The sequence below is a fragment of the Nonomuraea sp. CA-141351 genome (assembly GCF_050944675.1).
In the GTDB taxonomy this organism is placed as follows: domain Bacteria; phylum Actinomycetota; class Actinomycetes; order Streptosporangiales; family Streptosporangiaceae; genus Nonomuraea.
Genome location: NZ_CP191982.1, coordinates 4,230,642 through 4,253,793, shown reverse-complemented (window position 1 = coordinate 4,253,793; position 23,152 = coordinate 4,230,642). Strand labels below are relative to the sequence as shown.

General features: G+C 69.7%; 22 protein-coding genes. 16 read left to right on the top strand and 6 right to left on the bottom strand.

All coding sequences use genetic code 11. The features are described from left to right. Nucleotides 1-154 precede the first annotated feature (154 nt). Nucleotides 155-913, top strand: a complete 759-nt coding sequence (locus ACQPWU_RS20135) for a GntR family transcriptional regulator (protein WP_433442192.1) — start codon at nt 155-157, stop codon at nt 911-913. Here the strand turns inward: ACQPWU_RS20135 and ACQPWU_RS20130 are convergent. Then, a complete protein-coding gene (locus ACQPWU_RS20130; protein WP_433442190.1) occupies nt 891-3,248 on the bottom strand; it encodes a GcvT family protein in 2,358 nt (785 codons plus the stop codon). The genes ACQPWU_RS20135 and ACQPWU_RS20130 overlap by 23 nt on opposite strands. A 69-nt stretch (nt 3,249-3,317) precedes the next feature. Between ACQPWU_RS20130 and ACQPWU_RS20125 the strand changes: the two genes are divergently transcribed. Together ACQPWU_RS20125 and ACQPWU_RS20120 are read left to right on the top strand one after the other, a co-directional pair. Further along, a complete protein-coding gene (locus ACQPWU_RS20125) occupies nt 3,318-4,223 on the top strand; it encodes a phosphotransferase (RefSeq protein WP_433442188.1) in 906 nt (301 codons plus the stop codon). Nucleotides 4,224-4,227: 4 nt separating this feature from the next. Then, nucleotides 4,228-4,827 (top strand): DUF4126 domain-containing protein, encoded by a 600-nt coding sequence (locus ACQPWU_RS20120; RefSeq protein ID WP_433442186.1) that lies wholly within the window; start codon nt 4,228-4,230, stop codon nt 4,825-4,827. 22 nt (nt 4,828-4,849) lie between these two features. On the opposite strand, the gene ACQPWU_RS20115 is transcribed toward ACQPWU_RS20120, so the two are convergent. Beyond that, entirely contained in the window at nt 4,850-5,644 is a 795-nt protein-coding gene (locus ACQPWU_RS20115) for an alpha/beta fold hydrolase (RefSeq protein WP_433442184.1), read from the bottom strand. 139 nt (nt 5,645-5,783) lie between these two features. Here ACQPWU_RS20115 and ACQPWU_RS20110 point away from each other — a divergent pair, with 139 nt between their 5' ends. Both ACQPWU_RS20110 and ACQPWU_RS20105 read left to right on the top strand, forming a co-directional pair. Further along, nucleotides 5,784-6,389, top strand: a complete 606-nt coding sequence (locus ACQPWU_RS20110; RefSeq protein ID WP_433442182.1) for a hypothetical protein — start codon at nt 5,784-5,786, stop codon at nt 6,387-6,389. Nucleotides 6,390-6,448: 59 nt separating this feature from the next. After that, complete coding sequence (locus tag ACQPWU_RS20105; protein WP_433442180.1) at nt 6,449-6,931, top strand: Uma2 family endonuclease; 483 nt, start codon at nt 6,449-6,451, stop codon at nt 6,929-6,931. Between the two features lie 91 nt (nt 6,932-7,022). On the opposite strand, the gene ACQPWU_RS20100 is transcribed toward ACQPWU_RS20105, so the two are convergent. Next, complete coding sequence (locus tag ACQPWU_RS20100) at nt 7,023-7,583, bottom strand: hypothetical protein (protein ID WP_433442178.1); 561 nt, start codon at nt 7,581-7,583, stop codon at nt 7,023-7,025. Between the two features lie 250 nt (nt 7,584-7,833). Between ACQPWU_RS20100 and ACQPWU_RS20095 the strand changes: the two genes are divergently transcribed. The 4 genes from ACQPWU_RS20095 (at nt 7,834) to ACQPWU_RS20080 (ending at nt 12,346) form a co-directional block, all read left to right on the top strand. Beyond that, entirely contained in the window at nt 7,834-8,709 is an 876-nt protein-coding gene (locus ACQPWU_RS20095; RefSeq protein ID WP_433442176.1) for a serine protein kinase RIO, read from the top strand. A 505-nt stretch (nt 8,710-9,214) separates the two neighbouring features. Further along, entirely contained in the window at nt 9,215-10,189 is a 975-nt protein-coding gene (locus ACQPWU_RS20090) for a zinc-binding alcohol dehydrogenase family protein (RefSeq protein ID WP_433442174.1), read from the top strand. A gap of 60 nt (nt 10,190-10,249) precedes the next feature. Beyond that, on the top strand, nt 10,250-11,122 hold the full coding sequence (locus tag ACQPWU_RS20085; RefSeq protein WP_433442172.1) for an alpha/beta fold hydrolase: 873 nt from the start codon (nt 10,250-10,252) through the stop codon (nt 11,120-11,122). Nucleotides 11,123-11,584: 462 nt separating this feature from the next. Continuing rightward, complete coding sequence (locus ACQPWU_RS20080; protein WP_433442170.1) at nt 11,585-12,346, top strand: alpha/beta fold hydrolase; 762 nt, start codon at nt 11,585-11,587, stop codon at nt 12,344-12,346. Between the two features lie 408 nt (nt 12,347-12,754). On the opposite strand, the gene uvrB is transcribed toward ACQPWU_RS20080, so the two are convergent. Both uvrB and ACQPWU_RS20070 read right to left on the bottom strand, forming a co-directional pair. Further along, the gene (gene uvrB / locus ACQPWU_RS20075; RefSeq protein WP_433442168.1) at nt 12,755-14,863 is read right to left on the bottom strand and encodes an excinuclease ABC subunit UvrB; all 2,109 of its coding nucleotides are present in this window, start codon (nt 14,861-14,863) and stop codon (nt 12,755-12,757) included. Nucleotides 14,864-14,931: 68 nt separating this feature from the next. Further along, nucleotides 14,932-15,171 (bottom strand): helix-turn-helix transcriptional regulator, encoded by a 240-nt coding sequence (locus tag ACQPWU_RS20070; RefSeq protein WP_433442166.1) that lies wholly within the window; start codon nt 15,169-15,171, stop codon nt 14,932-14,934. A 140-nt stretch (nt 15,172-15,311) separates the two neighbouring features. Here ACQPWU_RS20070 and ACQPWU_RS20065 point away from each other — a divergent pair, with 140 nt between their 5' ends. The 7 genes from ACQPWU_RS20065 (at nt 15,312) to ACQPWU_RS20035 (ending at nt 21,945) form a co-directional block, all read left to right on the top strand. Then, nucleotides 15,312-16,916 (top strand): SPFH domain-containing protein, encoded by a 1,605-nt coding sequence (locus ACQPWU_RS20065; protein ID WP_433442164.1) that lies wholly within the window; start codon nt 15,312-15,314, stop codon nt 16,914-16,916. Between the two features lies 1 nt (nt 16,917). Beyond that, a complete protein-coding gene (locus ACQPWU_RS20060; RefSeq protein ID WP_433442162.1) occupies nt 16,918-18,159 on the top strand; it encodes an SPFH domain-containing protein in 1,242 nt (413 codons plus the stop codon). Nucleotides 18,160-18,168: 9 nt separating this feature from the next. After that, a complete protein-coding gene (locus ACQPWU_RS20055; protein ID WP_433442160.1) occupies nt 18,169-18,942 on the top strand; it encodes a sporulation protein in 774 nt (257 codons plus the stop codon). A 147-nt stretch (nt 18,943-19,089) separates the two neighbouring features. Next, nucleotides 19,090-20,154: a hypothetical protein gene (locus ACQPWU_RS20050; protein ID WP_433442158.1), complete on the top strand. Its 1,065-nt coding sequence runs from the start codon at nt 19,090-19,092 to the stop codon at nt 20,152-20,154. Between the two features lie 9 nt (nt 20,155-20,163). Continuing rightward, the gene (locus tag ACQPWU_RS20045) at nt 20,164-20,781 is read left to right on the top strand and encodes a hypothetical protein (protein ID WP_433442156.1); all 618 of its coding nucleotides are present in this window, start codon (nt 20,164-20,166) and stop codon (nt 20,779-20,781) included. A gap of 10 nt (nt 20,782-20,791) precedes the next feature. Continuing rightward, a complete protein-coding gene (locus tag ACQPWU_RS20040; protein WP_433442154.1) occupies nt 20,792-21,607 on the top strand; it encodes an inositol monophosphatase family protein in 816 nt (271 codons plus the stop codon). A gap of 95 nt (nt 21,608-21,702) precedes the next feature. Continuing rightward, nucleotides 21,703-21,945 (top strand): hypothetical protein, encoded by a 243-nt coding sequence (locus tag ACQPWU_RS20035; protein ID WP_433442152.1) that lies wholly within the window; start codon nt 21,703-21,705, stop codon nt 21,943-21,945. Between the two features lie 11 nt (nt 21,946-21,956). Here the strand turns inward: ACQPWU_RS20035 and ACQPWU_RS20030 are convergent, their stop codons facing one another. Beyond that, nucleotides 21,957-23,129 (bottom strand): SLC13 family permease, encoded by a 1,173-nt coding sequence (locus ACQPWU_RS20030; RefSeq protein ID WP_433442150.1) that lies wholly within the window; start codon nt 23,127-23,129, stop codon nt 21,957-21,959. Between the last annotated feature and the right edge of the window lie 23 nt (nt 23,130-23,152).

Below are 23,152 nucleotides of genomic sequence, written 5' to 3'. Positions count from 1 at the left end.
AGCTGTGTCTCCTGCTGGGCATCGCGCTGCGAGGAGGCCGCCTCCCAGGCGGCGGCGCCGGGGGCCGGTCCCCATTCAGGCGGAGAGGTCCCGGCAGGAGGGTGCGCGCCGGGACTTTTGGCGTTCACGCCCGAGCCCGTGTCAAGATGCGCGTGTGGTCGGGACACCGCCTGAGCTGGAGCGTGGCACCGGAGTCCCCGCGCACGTGCAGATCGAACACTGGTTGCTCGATTCGATCGCCGGCGGCGAGCTGGCGCCGGGCGACCGGCTGCCCGGCGAGCGGGAGCTGGCCGGGCGGCTCGGCGTGAGCAGGATGACGCTCAGGCAGGCGCTGGCCACGCTGGAGCGCGACGGCGTGCTGATCAGGGTGCCGGGCAGGTCGGGCGGCGCTTTCGTGGCCGAGCCGCGCATCGAGTGCGACCTGACGGGGCTGGCCGGGTTCACGGAGCAGATGCGGCGGGCCCATCTGCGGGCCGAGGCGCGGATCCTGACGGCCGCGACGGTGCCGGCGCCGCGGGCGGCGGCCGTGGCTCTGGAGGTCGAGGCGGGCTCGCCGGTGCACGAGGTGGCCAGGGTGCGCTCCGCCGGGCTCTCGCCGGTGGCGATCGAGCGCTCCTACTTCCCCCCGCTGCCCGGGTTCCTCGACCAGGACCTCACCGGCTCCCTCTACGCCCTGCTGGCCGCACACTACGACCTGGAGCCTCGTACGGCGGTGGAGCATCTCGACCCGGTGACCGCCCGCCCGGCGGAGGCCGCCGAGCTGGGCATCGCGCCCGGCGCGCCGCTCATGCTGATCGAGCGGACGGCCTACGCGGGTGACGGCACGCCGGTGGAGTTCGCCCGCGACCTGTTCCGTCCCGACCGGGTCCGGATCTCGGTACGCAGCGGGGTCACGGCACCAGAGGGCTCCTGACCACGACACCCGGCACCCAGAGGCCCTCGACCTCGATCTCCACCTGGGCTCCCGGCCCGACCGGCAGGTAGGCGTAGGCGATGGACTCCTTGGCCGTGTAACCGTACCCGCCGGAGGTGACCCTGGCCACGACATGCCCGTCCAGCCGTACGGGCTCGTTGCCGAGCGCGACGGCCCTCGGGTCGCCCAGCGTCACGCAGCGCAGCCGCCGCTCGGGCGACGGGTCCAGCGCGTCCTTGCCGAGGAAGTCCTTGTCCGGCTTGACGCAGAACCCCAGCCCCGCCTCGTACGGCGTCGTCTCGGGTCCGATGTCGGCGCCCCACACCCGGTACCCCTTCTCCAGCCGGAGGCTGTCGATGGCCCGGTAGCCGCCCGCCACCAGCCCGTACGGCTCCCCCGCCCGCCACAGCTCCTGCCACAGCGCCGGCCCGTACTCGCTGGAGCAGTACAGCTCCCAGCCCATCTCGCCCACGAACGTGACCCGCAGCGCCAGCACCGGCACGTCCCCGACGGTGATCTCCCGCGACGACATGAACGGGAAGTCCATCGGATCCGGGGTGAGCCCCGCGATGATCTCGGGCGCGCGCGGGCCCCACAGGGCGAAGCAGGCGTACTGGCCGGTGACGTCCGCGATCCTGGCCGCCGAGCCGGTGAGCTCGGCCTGCTTGCGCAGCCAGCCCAGGTCGTGCGAGCCGAGCGCGGTGCCGGTGACGATCAGGAACTCCTCCTCCCCGCGCCTGGTGACGGTGAAGTCGCACTCGATGCCGCCGCGCCGGTTGAGCGCCTGGGTGTAGGTGACGGCGCCGGCCTCGCGGGCGACGCGGTTGTCGCACACCCACTCCAGCAGGTCGGCCGCGTCCGGACCGGTGACCTCGATCTTGGCGAACGAGCTCTCGTCGAACAGCCCCGCCGTGGTGCGCGTGGCCCGGTGCTCGACCCCGATCGCGGGCGACCACAGCCGCCCGGCCCACCCGTCGGGGCGCTCGTCTGCACCGCTCTCGTTTGAGGAGTAGTAGTTGACCCGCTCCCATCCGGCCTTCTCGCCGAAGACGGCCCCGTGGGCGGCGTGCCAGCCGTACGCGGGCGAGACCCGCAGGGGGCGCCCCGCCGACCGCTCGTGGCCGGGGTAGCGGATGTCGTAGTACGTCTCGTAGTTCTCGACCGCCCGTTTGATCGTGTACGACGGCGAGTGGTACTGGCGGCCGAAGCGGCGGATGTCCATGTGCCAGAGGTCCATGCCGGGTTCGCCCGCGACGATCCACTCGGCCATCACCTTGCCGATGCCGCCGGCGCCCGCGATGCCGTGCGCGCAGAACCCGGCCGCGACGAAGAACCCGCCGACCTCCGTCTCCCCCAGGCAGAACTCGTTGTCGGGGGTGAACGCCTCGGGGCCGTTGATCAGTTTGCGGATGCCGACGTCGGCCATCGCCGGCACGCGAATCCGGGAATTGTCAGAAATTTCCTCGAATCTTGGCCAATCTTCGGACAGGAGACGACCGTTGAAGTCAGCGGGCACGGCGTCGAAGGCGTTCAGGGTTGCCGTCCAAGGGGCGCAGGTGCGCTCGTACCCGCCCATGACCAGGCCCTGCACCTCCTGCCGGTAGTAGACCAGCAGGTCGGGGTCGCGCAGCGTGGGCAGTCCCGTGTGGTCGTGGCAGGCGTCCGTCACCACGTACTGGTGCGACATGGGCACGATCGGGATCCGCACCCCGGCCATGCGGCCGATCTCGGCGGCGAACATGCCGCCGCAGTTCACCACGATCTCGCAGTCGATGTCCCCCTGGTCGGTGCGCACGCCGGTGACGCGGCCGTTCGCCGTCTTGATGCCGAGCACCCTGGTGTGGGTACGGATCACCGCCCCGCCCTCGCGGGCCCGCTGGGCCAGGGCGTAGCAGAGCTGGGAGGGGTCGATCTGCCCGTCGGTGGGCAGGTACGCGGCGCCCACGACCCCTTCGGGATCCATGAGGGGGAACAACTCGACGGCCTCGGCCACCGAGATCTCCTCCAGCGGCAGCCCGAACGTCCGCGCCCAGCCGATCTGCCGGCGGATCTCCGCCATGCGCTCCGGCGTGGAGGCCAGCTTGATGCCGCCGCACTCCGTCCATCCGGCGTCGAGGGTGCGGTAGAGCTCGACGGAGTACTGGTTCATCCTGGTCAGCGTGGGGTCGGCGCGGAGTTGGCCGACCAGGCCCGCCGAGTGGAAGGTGGAACCGCTGGTGAGCTCGTCCCGCTCCAGCAGGACGACGTCGCGTTCGCCGAGTTGAGTGAGGTGGTAGGCGACGGACGCGCCGCCCACCCCGCCGCCGATGATCACGATGCGGGCCGAGTCGCTCATGGGGGCGAGGCTAGCCTTCGGACAGTAAAAGGTCTAGACCGTTTAGCGGCGCGCGTCCTAGCATCGAGCATGGCCCTGCCCGAGGTGCTCGACCGCATCCCCTTGCTCTCCGGCGTGCCGCGTTCCGTCGAGGAGCTGCCAGGGGGGCTGACGAACCACAACTACAAGGTCACGACCCCCCGTGGGGTGTACGTGGCACGCGTGTGGGCCGGCGACGGCTCGCTGCTGGGGATCGACAGGGACGCCGAGCACGCCTGCTCGCTGGCCGCCGCGGCGGCCGGGGTGGGGGCGCCGGTGCACGAGTACCTGCCGGATCTGGGGGTGCTGGTGGTGGGGTTCCTGCCGGGGCGGACGTTCACGGAGGCCGATCTGCGGGACCCGGCGAACCTGCGCCGGGTGGCGGCGGCGTGCCGCCGGCTGCATGCCGGGCCGCGGTTCGTACGGGACTTCGACATGTTCGAGGTTCAGCGTCATTACCTGGGGATCGTGCGGGAGCGCGGTTACCGAATTCCTGCGAAATATCTCGATTTCATGCCTGCTGTTGACCAGATCCGGAAATGTCTGGAAATACGGGCGGAAGGCACCGTTCCCTGCAACAACGACCTCCTCCCCGGCAACATCATCGACGGCGGCCGCCGCCTCTGGCTGATCGACTACGAGTACGCGGGCAACAACGACCCCTGCTTCGAGCTCGGCAACATCTGGAGCGAGTCCGACCTTCCGCCCGGCCACCTGGAGGAACTCGTCACCGCGTACTACGGCCGCCGCCTGCGCCACAAGATCGCCCGTGCCCGCCTGCTCGGCCTCATGTCCAAGTACGGCTGGACGCTCTGGGCCTCCATCCAGGACGGCGCGAACGAGAGCATCGACTTCGACTTCTGGTCGTGGGGCATGGAGAAGTACGAGCGGGCGGTGACCGAGTTCACCGGATCGGGCCTGTCGGACATCATGGACGAGGCGGCGCGGGCAGACTAGGGGCATGTTCGCCGCACTGACCGGCCTGGGGCTGTCCACGGCCGCCGGGCTGAACGCCTACATCCCGCTCCTGGTCGTGGGCGTCCTGGCCAATTTCACGGACGCCGTGAAGCTCCCCGACGGCTACTCCTGGCTGTCCAACTGGGGCGTGCTGGCGGTGATCGCCGTCCTGCTGGTGGCCGAGTTCGTCCTGGACAAGGTGCCCGCCGTGGACAGCATCAACGACACCATCCAGACCGTGGTGCGCCCGGCCTCGGGCGGAGTGGTCTTCTCGGCCACGAGCGCGGCGGCCGAGCTGGACCACTCCACCTGGATGACCGAGCACCCGTGGGCGAGCTGGCTGCTGGGCATCGTGGTGGCGCTGGCCGTACACGCGATCAAGGCCACCGCCCGCCCGATGATCAACGTCGGGACGGCGGGCGTGGGCGCCCCGGTGGTGAGCACGGCGGAGGACGCGGGCTCGCTCGGCATGAGCCTGGTCGCCGTCTTCGCCCCCGCGCTGGTGATCGTCGCGCTGCTCGTGTTCGCCGTGCCGGCGTGGTGGCTGATCAGGCGGGTACGCCGATTCCGCGCCCGCAGAAGAGCGGCACGAGGTCAGCTCTGAGCGCGGCCGCTCCTCCACGAGGTCAACTCTGAGCGCGCAACCACTCCTCCACGAGGCTCACGAACTCGCCGGGACGTTCCTCGTGCAGCCGGTGGCCGGCGCCCTCCCAGTACACGACCTTGGACGCGGGATCCTTGAGCAGGCCCGACTCCCAGCTCGCCCGCTCCTGGTCCGACCAGATTGACAGCACGGGGCAGCGCCTGCGCGCCAGGTAGTCGTCGCTGGCCGGGCGGACGCCGATGGCGTCGTGGGCCGTGAACATGGCCTCGAACGCCTGGGCCAGCACGTGCGGCGGCATGCCGTACAGCCTGCGCTTGTGCCAGCGTCTGATGACCGGGGGCGTGCCGGCGTTCGTGCACCACTCGTCGATCCGCTCGGCGACGGCGTGGGGGTGCTCGCCGCGCAGGCCCGCGATCATTTTGGGGAAGCTCCGGGCGATCTCGTCCGTCATGCCGTAACCGGGGTCGACGGCGACGAGCCCGCGCACCAGCTCGGGGTGCTCGACGGCGAGGATGGACACGACCTGGGCGCCCATCGAGTGCCCGACGGCGATCACCTGAGGGATGCCGAGGCTTCCGAGGAGGACGCGTAGGTCCTCGGCCATCGTGCGCGGGGTGTTGCCGTCCTCGGGAACGGACGAGTAGCCGTGCCCGCGCAGATCGACGGCGACCACCCGGTGCGCGGCGGCCAGCGCGTCGATGTGCCAGGACCACTGGTGGGAGTCGGTGCCCCACCCATGGACGAGCAGCAATGGCGGCCCGTCCCCGTCATCGGTGTAGAAGAGCCGGATATTTCCGCCTACGTCCGCGTACGGCATCTACCGACCACCGCCCTGTGACATCGCTAGACAGCACTGAAGCACAGCCCCATGCTTCAATCAAGTGCTTGCTTGGTACGCGCGCTGCGCCGGACCCGCCCCCGCGCACTATCCTTCAAACCATCAACACCGACAGGGGGTGGCGGAGATCAGCGAGTTGCTTGTCGTCCTACTGGTGATCCTGGCGTTCTTCCTGTTGCTGGGAGGTGTGGGCATCTATCTCCTCGTCAAGCTGGGCAGGAAGGCGGCGTCCAAGGCCAAGCAGGCCACGACGCGGCTCACCACGCACGTCAACGCCATGGGCACGGGCGACGCCGCCGAGGTCGAGCGCCTCCGGCTCGACCTGCGCCGCGAGGTGTCCCTCGCCCGCCAGGCCGTCGAGCACGCCCTGAGCCAGGGCTGGGGCCTCGGTGACCTGCCCCGCCTCATGGCCGATCTGTCTGCGCAGGCGGACGTCCATGACGGGCAGCTCGGCATGTACGCCCAGCAGCGCCGCATGTCGCCGTACGTCGACCACGCCACGCTCGGCCGGCTCAGGGAGCACCAGGCCAAGCTGACGGCCATGTGCGCCCGCATCCGCGCCGACCTCCTGGGCGACCAGGTCCGGCACACGGCCACGGGCATCGCCGACCTCAGCTCCCGCACCGACCTCGAGATCGAGGCCCGCCGCCACGCGCCCGACCCGCTGGACCAGATCGACGAGCTCTACCGCCGCTCGATGGAGGAACGCAAAGACCTGCCCTGACGACTACGGAACGTGGCAGCATTGATTCGCCACGTGAGCCGGTCGAGGGAGGCACGACGATGACCACGGCACTTCCCGAGTGGTTCTACCCCGGGCCTCCCGGGGGCTGGACCGCCGACATGCTCGACCACCTGCCTCCGGAAGCGCCCCGGCACGTGCAGCTGATCGACGGGGCACTCGTCGTGCGGTCGCCGCAGACGTGCTTCCACATGGTCACCGTGCGTCTGTTCGAGCGGCACCTCCGTCCGCCGAAGGATCTGGTGGTCCTTCGGGGGATGACGGTGACATTGGGCGCACGCCAGCGTCCGGAGGCGGATGTCCTCGTGGTCAACGAGTGGGCGTTCACCCTCGCCACGACCTCCGTCAGCCCCACAGACGTCCATCTTGTGGTGGAAGTGGCGTCAGACGACTCGCTGGAAAGGGATCGCACCACCAAGCGCCACTCAAATACGCCGCGGCGGGCATCAAGCACTTCTGGCGCGTGGAGCAGGAAGGTGACCAGCCCGTGGCCTACACCTTCGAGCTCGAGCCCGCAGTCATGACGTATGTCCCCACCGGCATTCACCGTAAGCGGCTGCGGGCTGACATCGGATTCGACGTCGACATCGACCTCACCCTGGAGTGGCCGCCACGCTAGGCGTCGCCCCACTCGCGGTAGATGAGCGCGGCGAGCTCGGCTTCCGTGGCGCCGCCGTTGGCCAGGGCCTTGGTGGCCTGGGCCTGGGCCCGGGTGGGGAGGCGGCCCTCGAGGAGGACGGGCAGCGACAGGCGCCGGAGCAGCACCTCGGACTCCGAGATCCCGTACGGCCTGCGTGTGACGGCCACGTTCACCCGCAGCGCGTGCTCGTTGCCGGGCGGGACTGCGGGGCGGTCGATCTCGATGGCGGAGTAGCGGAAGCCGTTCGCCAGGTCGCAGGGCGCGCATCCGGCCGGGCCCCTGCTGAGCCGGCCGCGACAGTCGGGGCAGGTCAGGCGGTCGTAGGCGGCGTCCACCACGCGCCAGGGGTGCTTGTCGGGCTCGTCGGCGATCATCTCGGCGATCAGGCGCTCGTCGGACGGCAGGGACGTGCCGAACTCGCGCTCCAGGAACGCCCGCCAGCCCTCCTCGACGATCTCGTCCACCAGCCCGGCGCACCGTGCGCATGCGGGGGCACCGGCGGGCTCCCAGTAGTCGCAATGCGGGCATCGTCGCATGTCCCGCACCGTACAAGCGTGCCGGAGCCGCCGCACCGCATTTACGCGCGCGCCATTAATGGGTTGCGTGGCTCTCGCATGGCCCGGCATACTCGGCCGAGTTGATCGCTGAGCCTTGGTGCGAAGGGAGGGTGAGACCGTGACGACGACTGTTCGCGTGCCGTTTTCCGCGTCCCAAACCCTCCCACCGGGCGTCCGCCACTGATCTGATCGGCGCACCGGTGGGCCTCACACCTGGAGCAATCCCACCGTGCCGAAGCACTCGCAGCACCGCACCCGCGGCAAGCACGCCCTCGACGCCGACGACATCGAATGGCTGGAGAGCACTCCCGAGACCGACGACGGTCCGCCCGAGGGTGACCGCTGGTCCACCTGGGACCAGAGCACACCGACGGAGAAGGGACCCAAGCCGTACCCTGACTGGCTGGTCACCGAGTTGGCCGCCGTCGACACCGAGCACGGCGTGCTCAAGACCGGCAAGGAAGCCGACGTACATCTAATCTCCCGGGGCGTGCCCGGAACGGACCGGGTCTGCCTGCTGGCCGCCAAGCGCTACCGTTCCTCCGACCACCGGCTCTTCCACCGCGACTCCGGCTATATGGAGGGCCGCAGGACCCGTGAGAGCCGCATGAACCGCGCCATGGCCAACCGCACGGCGTACGGCAAGCAGGTGATCGCCGCCCAGTGGGCGGTCGCCGAGTTCTCCGCGCTGTGCCGGCTGTGGGAGCTGGGGGTTCCCGTGCCGTACCCGGTGCAGATCGTCGGGACGGAGATCCTGCAGGAGTTCATCGGGACGGCTGACGGGTACGCGGCACCGCGGCTGGCGCAGGTGTCCGACGACCTGGACGACCTGTGGGAGCAGCTCGTGGCGGCCATGGTAACGCTGGCCAGGGAGGGGCTGGCCCATGGAGACCTGTCGCCGTACAACCTGCTGGTCCATGACGGCAGGCTGGTGATCATCGACCTGCCGCAGATCGTTGACGTGATCGCGCACCCGACCGGCCCGTCCTTCCTCGACCGGGACGCGCACAACGTCGCCACCTGGTTCGCCGCCAAGGGCGTTCCGTCCGCCGACCCGGACTCCCTCGCCGCCCTCCTTCGGAAGGAGGCCGGGCTGGCCTCGTAGAGGTGGGTTCTCCGGACCTGCGCGCAACCCCGAGGACGGCCACAGCGGTCTCTTCACGGCACCGGCGTCGGGCGGTCGCCTCATGCGTCCGGACGAAGCGGTGCGCCGGCCCTTCCCGTTGCCGCATGCGAGCACTGTCCGAGCGCCGCCCGGCGCGACGATCGCACGGCCCGAGCACGCGACGCGAAGGACCACACGTCCTCAGCGCATGACGCGACGGGCCGTGCGTTCCTTCAGCGTGCGGCTGACCACACGTCCGGAGCACGCTACGCGCTGGGCAGGGCGCCCTTTCCGGAGCACTCAACGCGCTGAGCAGCGCGCCCTTTGGGTGCGGCGACGCGAAAGGCACCATGCCGCCGCAGCCATCCAGCCGCCGCCATCCGCTTGATCACCGCATGGGCGTAGGGTGGTAATTGGGCGGCGCGGCTGGTGAGGTCAACCGTCCAGCCGCCGTCGCGGACTTCCGCCTTTCCCTGGAGAAGGGCATCTCATCTGGAGAGCCGCGATGCGTGCCATCGTCATCGAGAAATTCGGCGGACCGGACTGCCTGGTCTACACCGAACTGCCCGACCCCGAGCCTCTCGCCGGTCATGTCGTCATCGACATCAAGGCATTCGGCATCAACCACGCCGAAATGCATATGCGCAGAGGTGAGTGGGCTGAGGCGGCGAAGGTGATCGGCATCGAATGCGTGGGGCTGGTGAAAGCCTGCCCCGGCGGCGAGTTCCCGATCGGTGCCAAGGTGGCAGCGCTGATGGGTGGTCTGGGACGTACCATCAACGGCAGCTACGCCGAATACACACGGGCACCGGTCTCGAACGTGGCACTGATCGAGTCCGACCTCCCTTGGGCCGAGCTCGCGGTCATCCCGGAAACGTACGCAACGGCTTGGACCTGCTTGTTCCGCAACCTCGAGATCACCGCCGGGCAGACACTGGTCATCCGCGGGGCGACCTCCTCCTTCGGCCAGGCCGCGCTCAATCTGGCGGTCAACGCCGGCGTGCGCGTCATCGCCACCACCCGCAACCCCGGGCGGTCCGCGATGCTGGAAGAACTCGGCGCACAGCGCACCGAACTGGAAGGGCCCGACCTGTCCGGACGTATCGCCGAGGCCAAGCAGGTGGACGCGGTGCTGGACCTGGTGGGCAACAGCACCATCCTCGACTCCCTGGCGATGCTGCGGCGCGGCGGTCGCGCCTGCCTGGCCGGCTGGCTGGGTGGCCTCGATCCGATCGCCGACTTCAACCCGCTGCTGCAAATGGCAAGCGGCGTCTACCTGACCTTCTTCGGCAGTTTCGTCTTCGGAACCCCGGGCTTCCCACTGTCCGACGTCCCCTTGCAGGAAATCGCCGAGCAGGTGGCGGCGGGTCAGCTCAAGGCCAAGCCGTCGCGCGTGTTCGGGTTCGAAGAGGTGCGCGAGGCGCACCGCGTGATGGAGGCCAATGAGGCCAGGGGCAAGATGGTGGTCGTCAACGCCTGAACGGCGGCGTGCATGATCCGGCAGGTCGAGCAGGCCATACAAAGATCTTCGGGGGTTGTCATGGTGGCTGTCCATCATCGCTACGCCGACGTGCAGGGCCGGCGGCTGTTCTACCGTGAGGCCGGACCGGCCGGCGCGCCGGCACTGGTGCTCCTGCACGGCTTCCCTACCAGCTCGTTCATGTTCCGCGACCTCGTCCCCGCCCTGGCCGACGACTACCACGTCATCGCCCCCGACCACCTGGGCTTCGGGCTGTCCGAAGCGCCACCCGCCGGCGAGTTCGCCTATACCTTCGACGCACTCGCCGCCCTGACCGCCGCCCTGCTCGACCACCTCGGCCTGTCCCGCTATGCCGTCTACGTACAGGACTACGGCGCCCCGATCGGATGGCGGCTCGCCCTGAACGACCCCGCAGCCATCACCGCGATCATCACCCAGAACGGCAATGGCTATGAGGCCGGCTTCGTCGACGCCTTCTGGCAGACCGTCTGGGACTACCAGCGCGAGCAGAACCCGCAGACCGAGGCGGCGATCCGTAAAGCCCTCACACTCGACGCCATCAAGTGGCAGTACCTCACCGGCGTATCCGACCCGACCCTCGTCAGCCCAGAAACCTGGCACCACGATTACGCCCTGGTCTCCCGCCCCGGCAACGACCGCATCCAACTGGCGCTGTTCCTCGACTACGCCACCAACCTGCCGCTCTATCCCCGCCTGCACGAATACCTGCGCACCCACCGGCCACCGCTCCTGGCCGTCTGGGGCAAGGGTGATGAGATCTTCGGGCCCGCCGGGGCCCGCGCCTTCGCCGACGACCTGCCCAGCGCGCGAATCCACCTCCTCGACGGCGGTCACTTCCTCCTGGAAAGCGCGCTCGACGAGGTCACCCCACTCATCCGGGACTTCCTCGGCGACATCGACTTCCGCCCCTGACCCGCGCTCGCGCGGCAGGTCGGGCTCCGGCTCTCCTACTCCTACAGCTCGGCAACCGACTGCCGGCCTTCGTCGAGACGCCGCGGCGGGCACTGGACTGGTGACCCGGCGCTGACTGCTTGACGACACCCCGATACGGATCGTCCGGGTGGAACCTCATCGCGATGATGGCGCAGTTCATCTGCCGGCCGTCGCCAACCTTGGTCTCGTGTCCCAGGGAGGCCATCTCATTCTCAGCGGCCCGCCGAACGGAGCAGCGGCACGGCGAAGGCTGGGGCAGCGCATACGGCCGTCACCGTGATCAGTAGCGGTCAACGAAGGCGACAGCGACCAGGCCACGCTGTGGGCCAACCCTCCACCGACCTGGTAAGCGCTCTCGAACGTCTACTCTGGCCTGGTCTGAAGCAGTCGCGTGTACTTTGACACCGGTCTTACCGGCAGCCCGTAGACGAGGAGGCCGTCATGCACGATGCGATCGTTCACCCCAGCGGCGCCCGCATGCGCTGGGTCGAGCTACCAGGAGCCGATCCGGCGCGCGTCTACGTTCACGGGCTCGGTGCCACCTCGGCTCCCTACTACGCGGAGGTCGCCGCTCACCCCCTCCTGCCGCGAAAGCGTTCTCTTCTGATCGACCTGCTCGGCTTCGGCATCAGCGACCGGCCGCGCGACTTCGCCTACACCCTCGAGGCCCACGCCGACGCCCTGGCCGAGGCTCTGCGCAAGGCCGGGGTCGCCGGGGCGTCGATGATCGCCCACAGCATGGGCGGTGCGGTGGCGATCGTCCTGGCCGCACGCCATCCGGAGCTGGTCGCCAACCTGGTCCTCGTGGACGCCAACCTCGACCCGTATCCGCCGGCCCCTGCCCGGCCGGGCACCAGCGGGATCGCGAGCTACACCGAGGAGGAGTTCGTGTCGCACGGGTGGAAGGAGGTACGCGACCGCGTGGGGCCCCACTGGTGGTCCACGATCAGGCTCGCGGACCTGCGCGGGCTCCACCGCACGGCCGTCAGCCTGGCCGCGGGCACCGCGCCTACCATGCGCGAGCTCCTCAAGGCCCTCCCGATCCCCCGCGCCTTCCTGTATCCGGAGGGCGACCCGCCCGAGGACGCCGACGGCCTGCGGGCGAGTGGCGTCCAGGTCGTCGGGATCCCCGAGTCGGGGCACGACATCATGCTCGACAACCCCGAGGCCTTCGCCCACACTCTGGCAGCTCTCCTGCCGTAACCGGACAGGCTCGCACCCTGACGGCCTGCCTCCCCCGGCCCCGGTTGACCGTCTCCCCAAGATCAGGGCAGCCCAAGTTGCGCGACTTCCGCCCGGGCATTGCCGACACGACCGGCGGATAGCGAACCCGGCCAGAGCGGCGAACCCGGCCGGGGTGGCGGACACGGCCGACCGCTTGGCGGCCACCGCGAAGTCACGCGCCAGGCAGCCGAGGGGCGCCTTTCCACGTCGCCCTCCCTCGCGCGCGAGCGGCGCCTCCCCATGTCGCCCCCAGGCGAGCGAACGGCGCCCCCGTCACGACGCAGACGAGCGAGCGCCGCCCCCACACGTCACGCGTCAGGCGCGCGATGGGGAGCTCCCCTCGTCAGGTGCCCAGCGAGGGGCGCGCGCCGGGTGGCGCGCCTGCCGTCACTTGACCCCGGCCTCGCGCATGTCGCGCAGCTCGCGCTTGAGCTCCTTGATCTCGTCGCGCAACCGGGCCGCCACCTCGAACTGCAGATCGGCCGCCGACTGGTGCATCTGCTCGGTCAGCGAGTCGATCAGGGACTCCATCTGCGCCCGCGGCATCTCGCCCGCGATCGCCTTGGCGTGCTGGCCGGCCTGCCGTGCCCCGAAGCCGGGCACCGGCGCCTTGCCCCGCGACTGCTGCCGGCCGCCGCCGAGCAGGCGGTCGGTGTCGGCGTCCTCGCGCTGCAGCGAGTCGAGGATGTCGGCGATCTTCTTGCGGAGCGGCTGCGGGTCGATGCCGTTGGCCTCGTTGAAGGCGATCTGCTTGGCCCGCCGCCGGTTGGTCTCGTCGATCGCCCGCTCCATCGACGGGGTGACCTTGTCGGCGTACATGTGGACCTGGCCGGACACATTACGGGCGGCGCGGCCGATGGTCTGGATCAGGGACGTCTCGGAGCGCAGGAAGCCCTCCTTGTCGGCGTCGAGGATGGCCACCAGCGACACCTCGGGCAGGTCGAGGCCCTCGCGCAGCAGGTTGATGCCGACGAGCACGTCGAACTCGCCCGTGCGCAGCTCCCGCAGCAGCTCGATGCGGCGCAGCGTGTCGACCTCGCTGTGGAGGTAGCGCACCCGGATGCCGAGCTCCAGGAGGTAGTCGGTCAGGTCTTCGGACATCTTCTTCGTCAGCGTGGTGACCAGCACGCGCTCGTCGCGCTCGGCCCGCTCGCGGATCTCGTGGACCAGGTCGTCGATCTGCCCCTTGGTCGGCTTGACCACGATCTCGGGGTCGACCAGGCCGGTCGGGCGGATGACCTGCTCGACGACCTCGCCCTTGGCCCGCCCCAGCTCGTACGGCCCCGGCGTGGCCGACAGGTAGACGGTCTGGCCGATGCGCTCCAGGAACTCCTCCCACTTCAGCGGCCGGTTGTCGAGCGCCGACGGCAGCCGGAACCCGTGCTCGACCAGCGTGCGCTTACGCGAGGCGTCGCCTTCGTACATGGCGCCGATCTGCGGCACGGTCTGGTGGGACTCGTCGAGGACCAGGATGAAGTCCTCGGGGAAGTAGTCGAGCAGCGTGTTGGGCGCGCTGCCGGGCTCGCGCCCGTCCATGTGGCGCGAGTAGTTCTCGATGCCGGAGCAGGTGCCGATCTGCCGCATCATCTCGATGTCGTACGTCGTGCGCATCCGCAGCCGCTGCGCCTCCAGCAGCTTGCCCTGGCGCTCCAGCTCCTCCAGCCGCTCGGCCAGCTCCGCCTCGATGCCCGTCACGGCGGCGGCCATGCGCGTCTCGCCCGCGACGTAGTGGGAGGCGGGGAAGATGTAGAGCTCCTCGTCCTCCGTGATGACCTCGCCGGTCAGCGGGTGCATGGTCGAGAGCTTCTCGATCTCGTCGCCGAACATCTCGATGCGCACGGCCAGCTCTTCGTACTTCGGGATGATCTCGATCGTGTCGCCCCGCACCCGGAACGTGCCCCGTGTGAAGGCCACGTCGTTACGCGTGTACTGCATGTCGACCAGGCGGCGCAGGAGCTGGTCGCGGTCGATGTCCATGCCGACGCGGAGCCTGGCCATGCGGTCGACGTATTCCTGCGGCGTGCCCAGGCCGTAGATGCACGACACGGAGGCGACCACGATGGTGTCGCGGCGGGTGAGCAGCGAGTTGGTGGCCGAGTGGCGCAGCCGCTCGACCTCGTCGTTGATCGAGGAGTCCTTCTCGATGTACGTGTCGCTCTGCGGGACGTACGCCTCAGGCTGGTAATAGTCGTAGTAAGAAACGAAATATTCGACCGCGTTGTTGGGCAGCATCTCCCGCAGCTCGTTGGCGAACTGCGCGGCGAGCGTCTTGTTGGGCTGCATGACCAGCGCGGGCCGCTGCAGCCGCTCGATCAGCCAGGCGACGGTGGCCGTCTTGCCGGTGCCGGTGGCGCCCAGCAGAACGTTGTCCTTCTCCCCGGCCTTGACGCGGCGCTCCAGCTCGGCGATGGCCGTCGGCTGGTCGCCAGAGGGAGTCATCTCGGTGACGACCTCGAACGGCGCCACCTTCCGCTGCAAATCTGTGACCGGTCGCATGTTGCCACTGTAGGCCGCCCCACCGACAGAAACGCCACCCCGCCCACCGGCCTGGAAACACTCACATGTCAGGCGGACCGCTCCCCTATCCGGGGGAAGGGAGTCGTGGAGAAGACCACCTCGACGGGCACCTCGAAGTACTCGGCGATCCGCAGCGCCAGGTAAAGGCTTGGGCTGTATTCGCCCCGCTCCAGATAGCCGACTGTCTGGTAGTGGACCCCCAGCGCGTCGGCGAGCTGCCGGCGGGTCACGTGCCGTTCGGCGCGCAGCAGCGCGATGCGGTTGTGGAGCTCTCTTTCCGCGCCCATCAACACTCCAGATAGCAGTTCTACTACATCGATAGCACATCTAGTACAGGAAGCAATAGGTATATGACATCCCATTGCAAGCGAACAGTAAGTCATACCCGATACGGTCGGATCCGCCTGTAGCGGAAAAGGAAGGTTCGATGTCACGACCCAGAGAGGCACTGATCCAGGCAGGGCAGGGCATAGCCCAAGCGGTGGCCCAAGGGGGTGACGTACGGCAGGCGATGGGGCAGGCCATGGGCCAGGTCGTCGACCAGGCGGGCCAGCTGACGGGCCAGGCCCGGGGCTTCGCGCTGAACCCGCACGACTTCGCCGCGGCCCGAGACGGCGGCGCCTCCGTCGGCACTCTCATCGAGGCCAGGTCGGCCTCGCTGAACGAGGCGGGCGAGATCGTCAACCGCAGCTTCGCCGAGAACGGCATGCACGTCATCTCGCCGGTGGTGATCCCCAAGGGCAGCACCGCGAAGGTGATCGTGCCCCTGGGCATCCTGGTGGTGCTGGGCCTGATCGGCGCGCTCGGAAACGTCATCCCGAACACCGATCTGGTCTTCGGCCCCCACTACTGGGTGGTGCTGGTCCTGGCGGCCGCGTTCCTGTGGTGGCGGCGCAGCGTGGTGATGGTGCCCGAGGGCTGCAAGGCGCTGATCACCCAGTTCGGCAAGCTGGTGCACATCGCGGACCCGGGCCGGGTGACGCTGTTCAACCCGTGGAAGCGGGTCAGCTACATCGTCAACACCACCCGCGAGTACCCGTTCAACGCGCCGATCAGCGAGGCGCCGACGCAGCAGGGCGTCAAGGCGAGCGTGGACCTGTTCCTGCAGTTCAGGATCGAGAACCCGGCGGAGTTCATCTTCGTGCTCGGCTCGGTCAGCGGCTTCCAGTCCAAGCTGCAGAACGCCATCAGCGAGGTCACCCGCTCCCTCATCTACGCCCAGCGGGCCGAGGAGATCTACGACCTGGTGGGCGAGAGCACGGTCGGCATGCTGGACAGCCTCAACCAGCAGTTCCTGCCCGCCGTACGGCTCACCGACGTGAACATCACGCACGCCGAGCCGTCCAGCCAGGAATACCGCATGGACCTGGCCGCCCCTGAGATGGTCCGCGTCGCCAAGGAGGCCTACACCTACGAGTACGAGCTCCAGCTGCGCAAGGAGCAGAACGAGGGCGACCTGGTCAAGGAGCTGGCCGGACTGCAGGAGACGCTGAGCGCCATCCAGGCGGAGATCGCCGGCTACCAGGCCCGCATGGACACCGCGCTCGAACGCGCCACCCATCAGGCCACGGCGCAGGCCAGGCAGCGCCTGGTCGAGGCCGAGTCCACGGCCAACGCCAACTCCGCTCTCCTGGAGGCGCAGGCTCTGGACATCCGGGCGCTGTCGGCCGCGGAGGCGCCCGAGATCCTCGACTACCGCTTCCAGCAGGACCTGCTGAACAAGCTGGAGTCGGTCGCCACCAGGCTGCCGCAGGTGGTGCAGGTGGGCGAGCAGACCGACATCGACTTCCTGGCCCTGGCCCAGCAGCTGGTGGGCGGCAAGGACGCGGCGCTGTTCTCGGCCGAGGACATGGCCGCGATCCGCTCCAGGCTCGACGAGATCGGCGAGCGGGTGCGGGGCCGCGAGGGCGAGATCGTCGCCCTGCTCAAGAAGGCCGCCGCCGACGTGACCGAGCCCCAGGACCCGCCGGAGCCCGACGCGGAGCTCGAGCGGACCGTCGAACGCCTGCTGCCCGGCAAGGGGGGGATCTGAGATGACACGCGAGTTCTCCAAGATCAAGGAGTCGCTGGCCTCCTGGGGCGACATCCGCCAGCTGCTGCGCGGCGGCGAGCAGGGCCAGCTCGTGCCCGTCGTGATCCCCAAGGACCGGCGCGGCTTCGCGTGGATGGCGCTGGTGTTCCTGGCTCTGTACTTCGCCGGGATGGCGGTCCTGACCGACCTCACATTGCTCCCCGCGCTGGCGGCGCTGTTCTTCCTGGTCGTGGCGCTGGTCACGATGTGGCGCAAGGCCATCATCGAGATCGAGGAGGGCACCACCGGCGTGCGCAGCCGCTGGGGCGCCATCACCGGCACCCTTCCGCCGGGCCGCCACTACCTCTGGCTGCCGTGGGACCGGGTGGACGCGGTCGTCGACACCTCCACCGAGATCCCGTACTCGGCGCCGATCGTGGCCTGCCCGACGGCCGAGAACGTGCCGCTGAAGTCGATCGAGTTCTTCCTCAAGTTCCGCATCGTGGACCCGGTCGCGTTCGTCCGCACGATCGGCGCGGGCAACTTCGACCTGGTGCTCTCCAGCGCGGTGCAGGACGCGATCAGGCAGCGCAGCCGCAGGGTCAACACCGAGCGCGCGTACGACCTGCGTGGCTCCGACGTCGGCGACATGCAGGACGCCCTCAACCGCCAGCTCGGCAGGTACGGCGTGCGGGTCACGGGCGCCAACATCCCCGACGTCCAGCTGCCCGACCAGTACCAGCAGCACCTGGCCACCCGCGAGAAGGTGGCCAAGGAGCTCTCGGCCTACGAGCGCGAGTGGGAGCTGACCCGCAAGCGCCGCATCGACACCCTGTTGATGGAGATCGAGCGCTCCAAGAAGACCCGTGACGCCCGTGTCGTCGAGGTCAAGGCCGCCCACAACAAGGCGCGCAAGGACGTGGCGCGCATGCTGGAGGAGCAGGAGACCGAGGCACAGCGGGTGACGTGGGAGATCGAGGCGCGCGGCCGGGCCGAGCTGACCGCCGCCGAGAACGAGGCCAAGGCGCTGCGCCGGCTGGCCGAGTCGTACCGGGACAACCGGGCCGTGCTGCAGTACGAGCTGGCCCGCAGGCGCCTGGACGTGGGCGCCAAGCTCGCGGAGAACGCCCCCCAGCCGCTGGTCGTACGGACCCAGCAGGGCCAGTCGGACTCCGCGCTCTCCACCCTCCTTCTCGCCCAGTTGCTCCCCCGCATCTCGGGCACAGGTACCGGCCAAATGAACGGCCACACACCTTCCGCTTAGGAGAACCCCATGGTGTTCCGCAAGTTAATGGCCGCGTTCGGCGCGGGTGTCGAGGTGGACACGGTGCTGACGAACACCGGCGTGCGCCCCGGCGAGATGTTGCGCGGCGTCGTCCACTTCCGCGGCGGCAACTCCGACTACAAGGTCGAGGGCATCTACGTCGACCTGACCGCGGTGGTCGAGGTCGAGTCGGGCGACAACGAGTACAAGACGACCTACAGCTTCCTGCGTCAGCAGGTCGCGGGGACGTTCCAGCTGGCCGCGGGCGCGCAGCACCAGCAACCGTTCGAGGTCGCGGTCCCGTGGGAGACGCCGATCAGCGCCATCGCCGGGCACCCGCTGCACGGCATGAAGCTGGGCGTCCAGACGGAGCTGGCGCTGGCGGGCGCGCTCGACAAGGGCGACCTCGACCCGCTGTTCGTCAGCCCGCTGCCCGCGCAGGACCACGTGATCGGCGCGCTCGACCGGCTGGGCTTCCGGTTCAAGAAGGCCGACCTGGAGCGCGGCACGCTGTACGGCTCGACGATGCCGTTCTTCCAGGAGATCGAGTACTACGCGGGCGGGCAGTGGCGGCGCCACTTCAACGAGCTGGAGCTGACGTTCATCGCCGGGCCGCGGCAGATGGACGTCATCCTGGAGGCCGACAAGCGGGGCGGCTTCCTGACCTCGAGCCACGACGCCTACAACCGCTTCACCGTGCGCTACGACGACTCGCCCCACTCGGCGGACGCGGCGCTGCAGCGCGGCCTGGAGGCGATGGCCCGCCACCGCGGCTGGTTCTGATCCGCCGCCTGGATCACCGCCGCCCCGCCGATCGACGGCGGGGCGGCGCGACCGCTAGGTGATCGCTCCTTTGCGCGCCCTGGCAGTCGCATGGCGCGGTCGTTACCATGACCTCGGGGACTGATCGTCGGACGGCGGGGCGAGGCGATGACACGGTTCATGGCGGCGGTGAAGCGGGCCGCCCCATGGGCGGCGCAGAATGCCGACGGCGCCATCGCCCTCCTGCTCGCGATCGTGATCGGCGTGCTGGGCGTGATGCCCGACGAGATCGTCCCGATCAAGGTGCAGACGCAACTGGTCAACGCCGCCACGCTGGTCATCATGGCGCTGGTGGCGACCGCGCTGCTGCGCGACCGCGCCCGTCAGGCCCCGGTCGAGGAGACGATCACCTCGGGCGCGCTGGCCGACCTGCCCGTGCGCCTGGCGCGCATGGAGGAGATCGAGACGCTGGTCGGCAGCACCCGCAAGGCCCTCGACTCCCTCCAGCTCGTCAGGGTGCTGGGCAGCAAGCAGGAGATCGCCCAGTACCACGCCGAGGCGCGTAAGGACACGCCCAGGTGGAGCTTCAAGGGCGGCACCGGCACCTATCTGCGCGCGGTCACCCTGCCCGAGTGCGTCGCGGCCGCCCGCAGGGACAAGCGCCACCTCACGGTCAGGGTCGAGGTGATCGACCCGTCTAACCTCGAGGTGTGCGAGACGTACGCGCACTACCGCCGCTCGCTGTCCGACGCCCCCGACGGCACCGGGGAGACGTGGACGGCCGACCGGGCCAGGAAGGAGTCGTACGCGACGATCCTGGCCGCCTTCTGGCACCGCCAGCGCTACGGCCTGCTCGACATCGCGGTGGGCCTGTCGTCGACGATGACCACGTTCCGCTGGGATCTGTCGGCCACCCGCCTCATCATGACGGTCGAAGACCCGAACAAGGCGATGACCGCGCTGGCCGGCACGTTCTACTACGAAAACTGCGACACCGAGCTGCGGCTCAGCTTCGAGCAGGCGCGGCGGGTGGCTCTGGAGATGTACAAGCGGGTGCCTCTGAGCGATGAGCCCACCATCGAGGAGGTGCAGGAGCTGTTCGAACGCATCGGGGTGCCCCTGCCCAAGTCCTACAACGGCCATGACGTCGTCGACATCGCCCGCAAGGCGTTGCGCGCCGTCGATCCCTATGGTGAGCCGCTTCCAGTCGCTCACCGACGAGACGGAACGTAAGCACCGGTCATGAGCCATCACGCGGTCCAGCAGCGCGTCCTCGGGGGCAAGGCCAGGTCGTGGGCGCTCGAGGCGCTCTCGGCCGGCGACCTGACCGCGGTGCGTCACCCGCTCGGATTCGTGTGCCTGCCGCTGGAGCGCGACGGCGGCGAGGGGGTATGCGTCCACCTGTGGTCCGACTCGCTCGCGCACGCCGAGAGCACCACCTCGCAGATCCACTGCCACAGCTGGGACCTGGTGAGCCACGTGCTCTACGGCCAGGTGCGCAACGTGCACGTGGTGGTCACCGACACCGGGGCGGACGCCACGCACCGGGTGTTCGAGGTGGTCAGCGGGGCCGACGGCGACCGCATCTCGCCGACCGGGCGCACCGTGCGGCACGCGACGGGCCTGGTGGAGGTGTTCGGTCCTGGCGATACGTACACGCTGGCCGCCGGCCGCTTCCACAGCAGCGTCGTGCCCGAGGGCGGCGAGGCGGCCACGATCGCGCTGGGGCGGGGCCGGCCCGGCAGCCGCGATCTGTCACTGGGCCCGCTGGGCGGCGGGCCGCACCACGTGGCCAGGCAGCCGCTGGACGCACGCGAGACCGAACTGGCCGTACGCCTGATCACCGCGCACCTGACCTGAGAGGCACCCGATGGACCTGGATCACGCTCGCACGGTCGCCGTCGAAGCCGCCGAGGCCGCGGGAGCGCTGCTCCTGGAGGGCATGCGGGGCGCGGTCGGCGTCCGGGCCAAAGGGGACGCGGGCGACGTGGTGACCGATCTCGACCTGGCCTCGGAGAAGCTGCTGCTGGAGCGCATCCTGACGGCGTACCCGTCGCACGCGGTGATCGCCGAGGAGTCGGGGCTGGTCGGGGCCGCGGGCGGCGAGTGGACGTGGCTGGTCGACCCGCTCGACGGCACCAACAACGTGGCGATCGGCCTGCCCGCCTACGTGGTGGGCGTGGCCCTGTGCCGCGACGGGCGTCCCGTGCTCGGGGTGGTGCACGACCCGGTCTCCGCGCAGACGTGGTCGGCGATCCGCGGGCGCGGCGCCCTGTCCTCGCCGGCCGGGTCGTCCTCAGGGGTACTGCTGGCGCCCCCGCACGTCCCGAGCCCGCACGGGCCGCTGCTGGCCTGGACCCAGGGCTACGACGTGCCCAGGGACGACGCGACGGTGCGCGCGCTGAAGTCGGCGCTGGAGCTCAACGCGCGCAGGCTGCTGCAGCTGTGGGCGCCGCTGCTGTCGTGGGCGATGCTGGCGCGTGGCGACATCGACGGCATCGTGGGCTACCGCGCCGAGGCGGTGGACCTGCCGGCGGGCGCGCTGCTGGCCAGAGAGGCGGGCATCGAGATCAGGGCGCTGGACGGCGGACCGTTCGAGGAGTGCTTCGACGGCACGCCCGACGACCGCAGCTTCGTCGCCGCCCATCCGCGGGCCTTGCCAGGGCTCCTCTCCGTCCTCGAATGAGGAAGAGTCCGCAGAAGATGTGTGTCTTTTGCCGATGAGTTCCGCCGCCGTTCGAGGTCTATTCAGAGAGAACGGCACAAGGGGAGGAGCCCGACATGATGACCACAATCGAGCTGGCGCAGGTGCTCTTCGCGACCGCTCTGCAGCCGTCCGACCGTCTGTCCCCGTTCCAGATCCGGGAGGCCGTGGACGAGCGGCTGTGCGCGTGCGGCGGCGACGCGGGCTGGTGCGCGGCGTACGTGGCGCAGGAGGCCGGCGACCACCCGGAGACGTACGTCGTGCGGATGCGCTGGGCGCTGGGCGCGGTCGCCGGAGCCTACGAGCCGGCCGCCGCCTGATCCGGGCCCGCTCAGCCGACGTGCACCAGCGCCCACACTGTGGCGAGCAGCCCCACCACGGCCAGGCCCGTGCCGGTGAGCAGGAAGCGGCGCATCGGCACCTTGACCTCGTGCCGGCGGCACGACTCGAACCACAGCAGCGTGGCCAGCGACGCCCACGGCGTGATGACCGGGCCCACGTTGGTGCCGGCCAGAAGGGCCAGCAGCTGGTTGCGATCGGTGGGCGGGATGACGGTCTCGACGGCCTTGTAGGCGGGCAGGTTGTTGATCGTGTTGGAGAGCCCCGCGCCGACGGCGGCGGTGCGGTAGGGGTCGCCCTCCGTGCCGACCATCCACGTCATGAGGTCGGACAGCCCGTGCCTGCTGAGCGTGGGCACCACGAGGAACAGCCCCGTGACGAAGATGATGAGCTGCCACGGGATGAGGCTCCAGGTGAGGCGGTGGCGGGCGCGCAGCAGGAACGCCCCCACGACGATCGCGGCCGCCGCCGTGGCGGCGACGGCCACGTGTGCCTTGAGCATCAGCAGGACGATGAACAGCAGGCAGCCCGCTGACGCGGCCCCGAACAGCACGCGGTCGGCCACCGGCTCCAGCAGCGGCGGCGTGTACCGCAGGTCGCGCCGCTGGCCGCGGCGCCAGTAGAACACCCACAGGAACGCCATCGTCACGGCGATCGAGGCCAGCTGCGGCGCCCACATGCGCGCGGCGAACTCCTGGGCGTCGAGGCCGATCTTCTCCATACCCAGGAGGTTCGTCAGGTTGGAGACGGGGAGCAGCAGGCTCGCGGTGTTGGCCAGCCAGATCGTGGTCATGGCCAGGGGCAGGGCGGCGATGCGGGCCTTGGGGGCCAGGGCGAGCATGACGGGGGTGAGCAGGACCGCCGTCGTGTCCAGATTCAGAAATATCGTGATAAATGACGCGAAGGCTGTGCAGAGAAAAAAGAGGGCGGCGTAGTTACCGCGTCCGAACACCGCCATCCTCGCCGCGATGGCGTCGAAGACCTGGGCCTCCTTGGTGAGCTCCGCCAGCACGATGATCGCGACCAGGAAGATCAGCAAGGGGCCGATCTCGTCGAGGCTGGCGAGCGCGTCCTCCCAGGGCAGCAGCCCGGTCACCGGGAAGAACACTCCGAGAACCAGCAGCCCGATCCTGATCAGGTCGAGGGTGCCAAGACGCCGCCACACCCGTCCGATCCTATGGCCTCGCT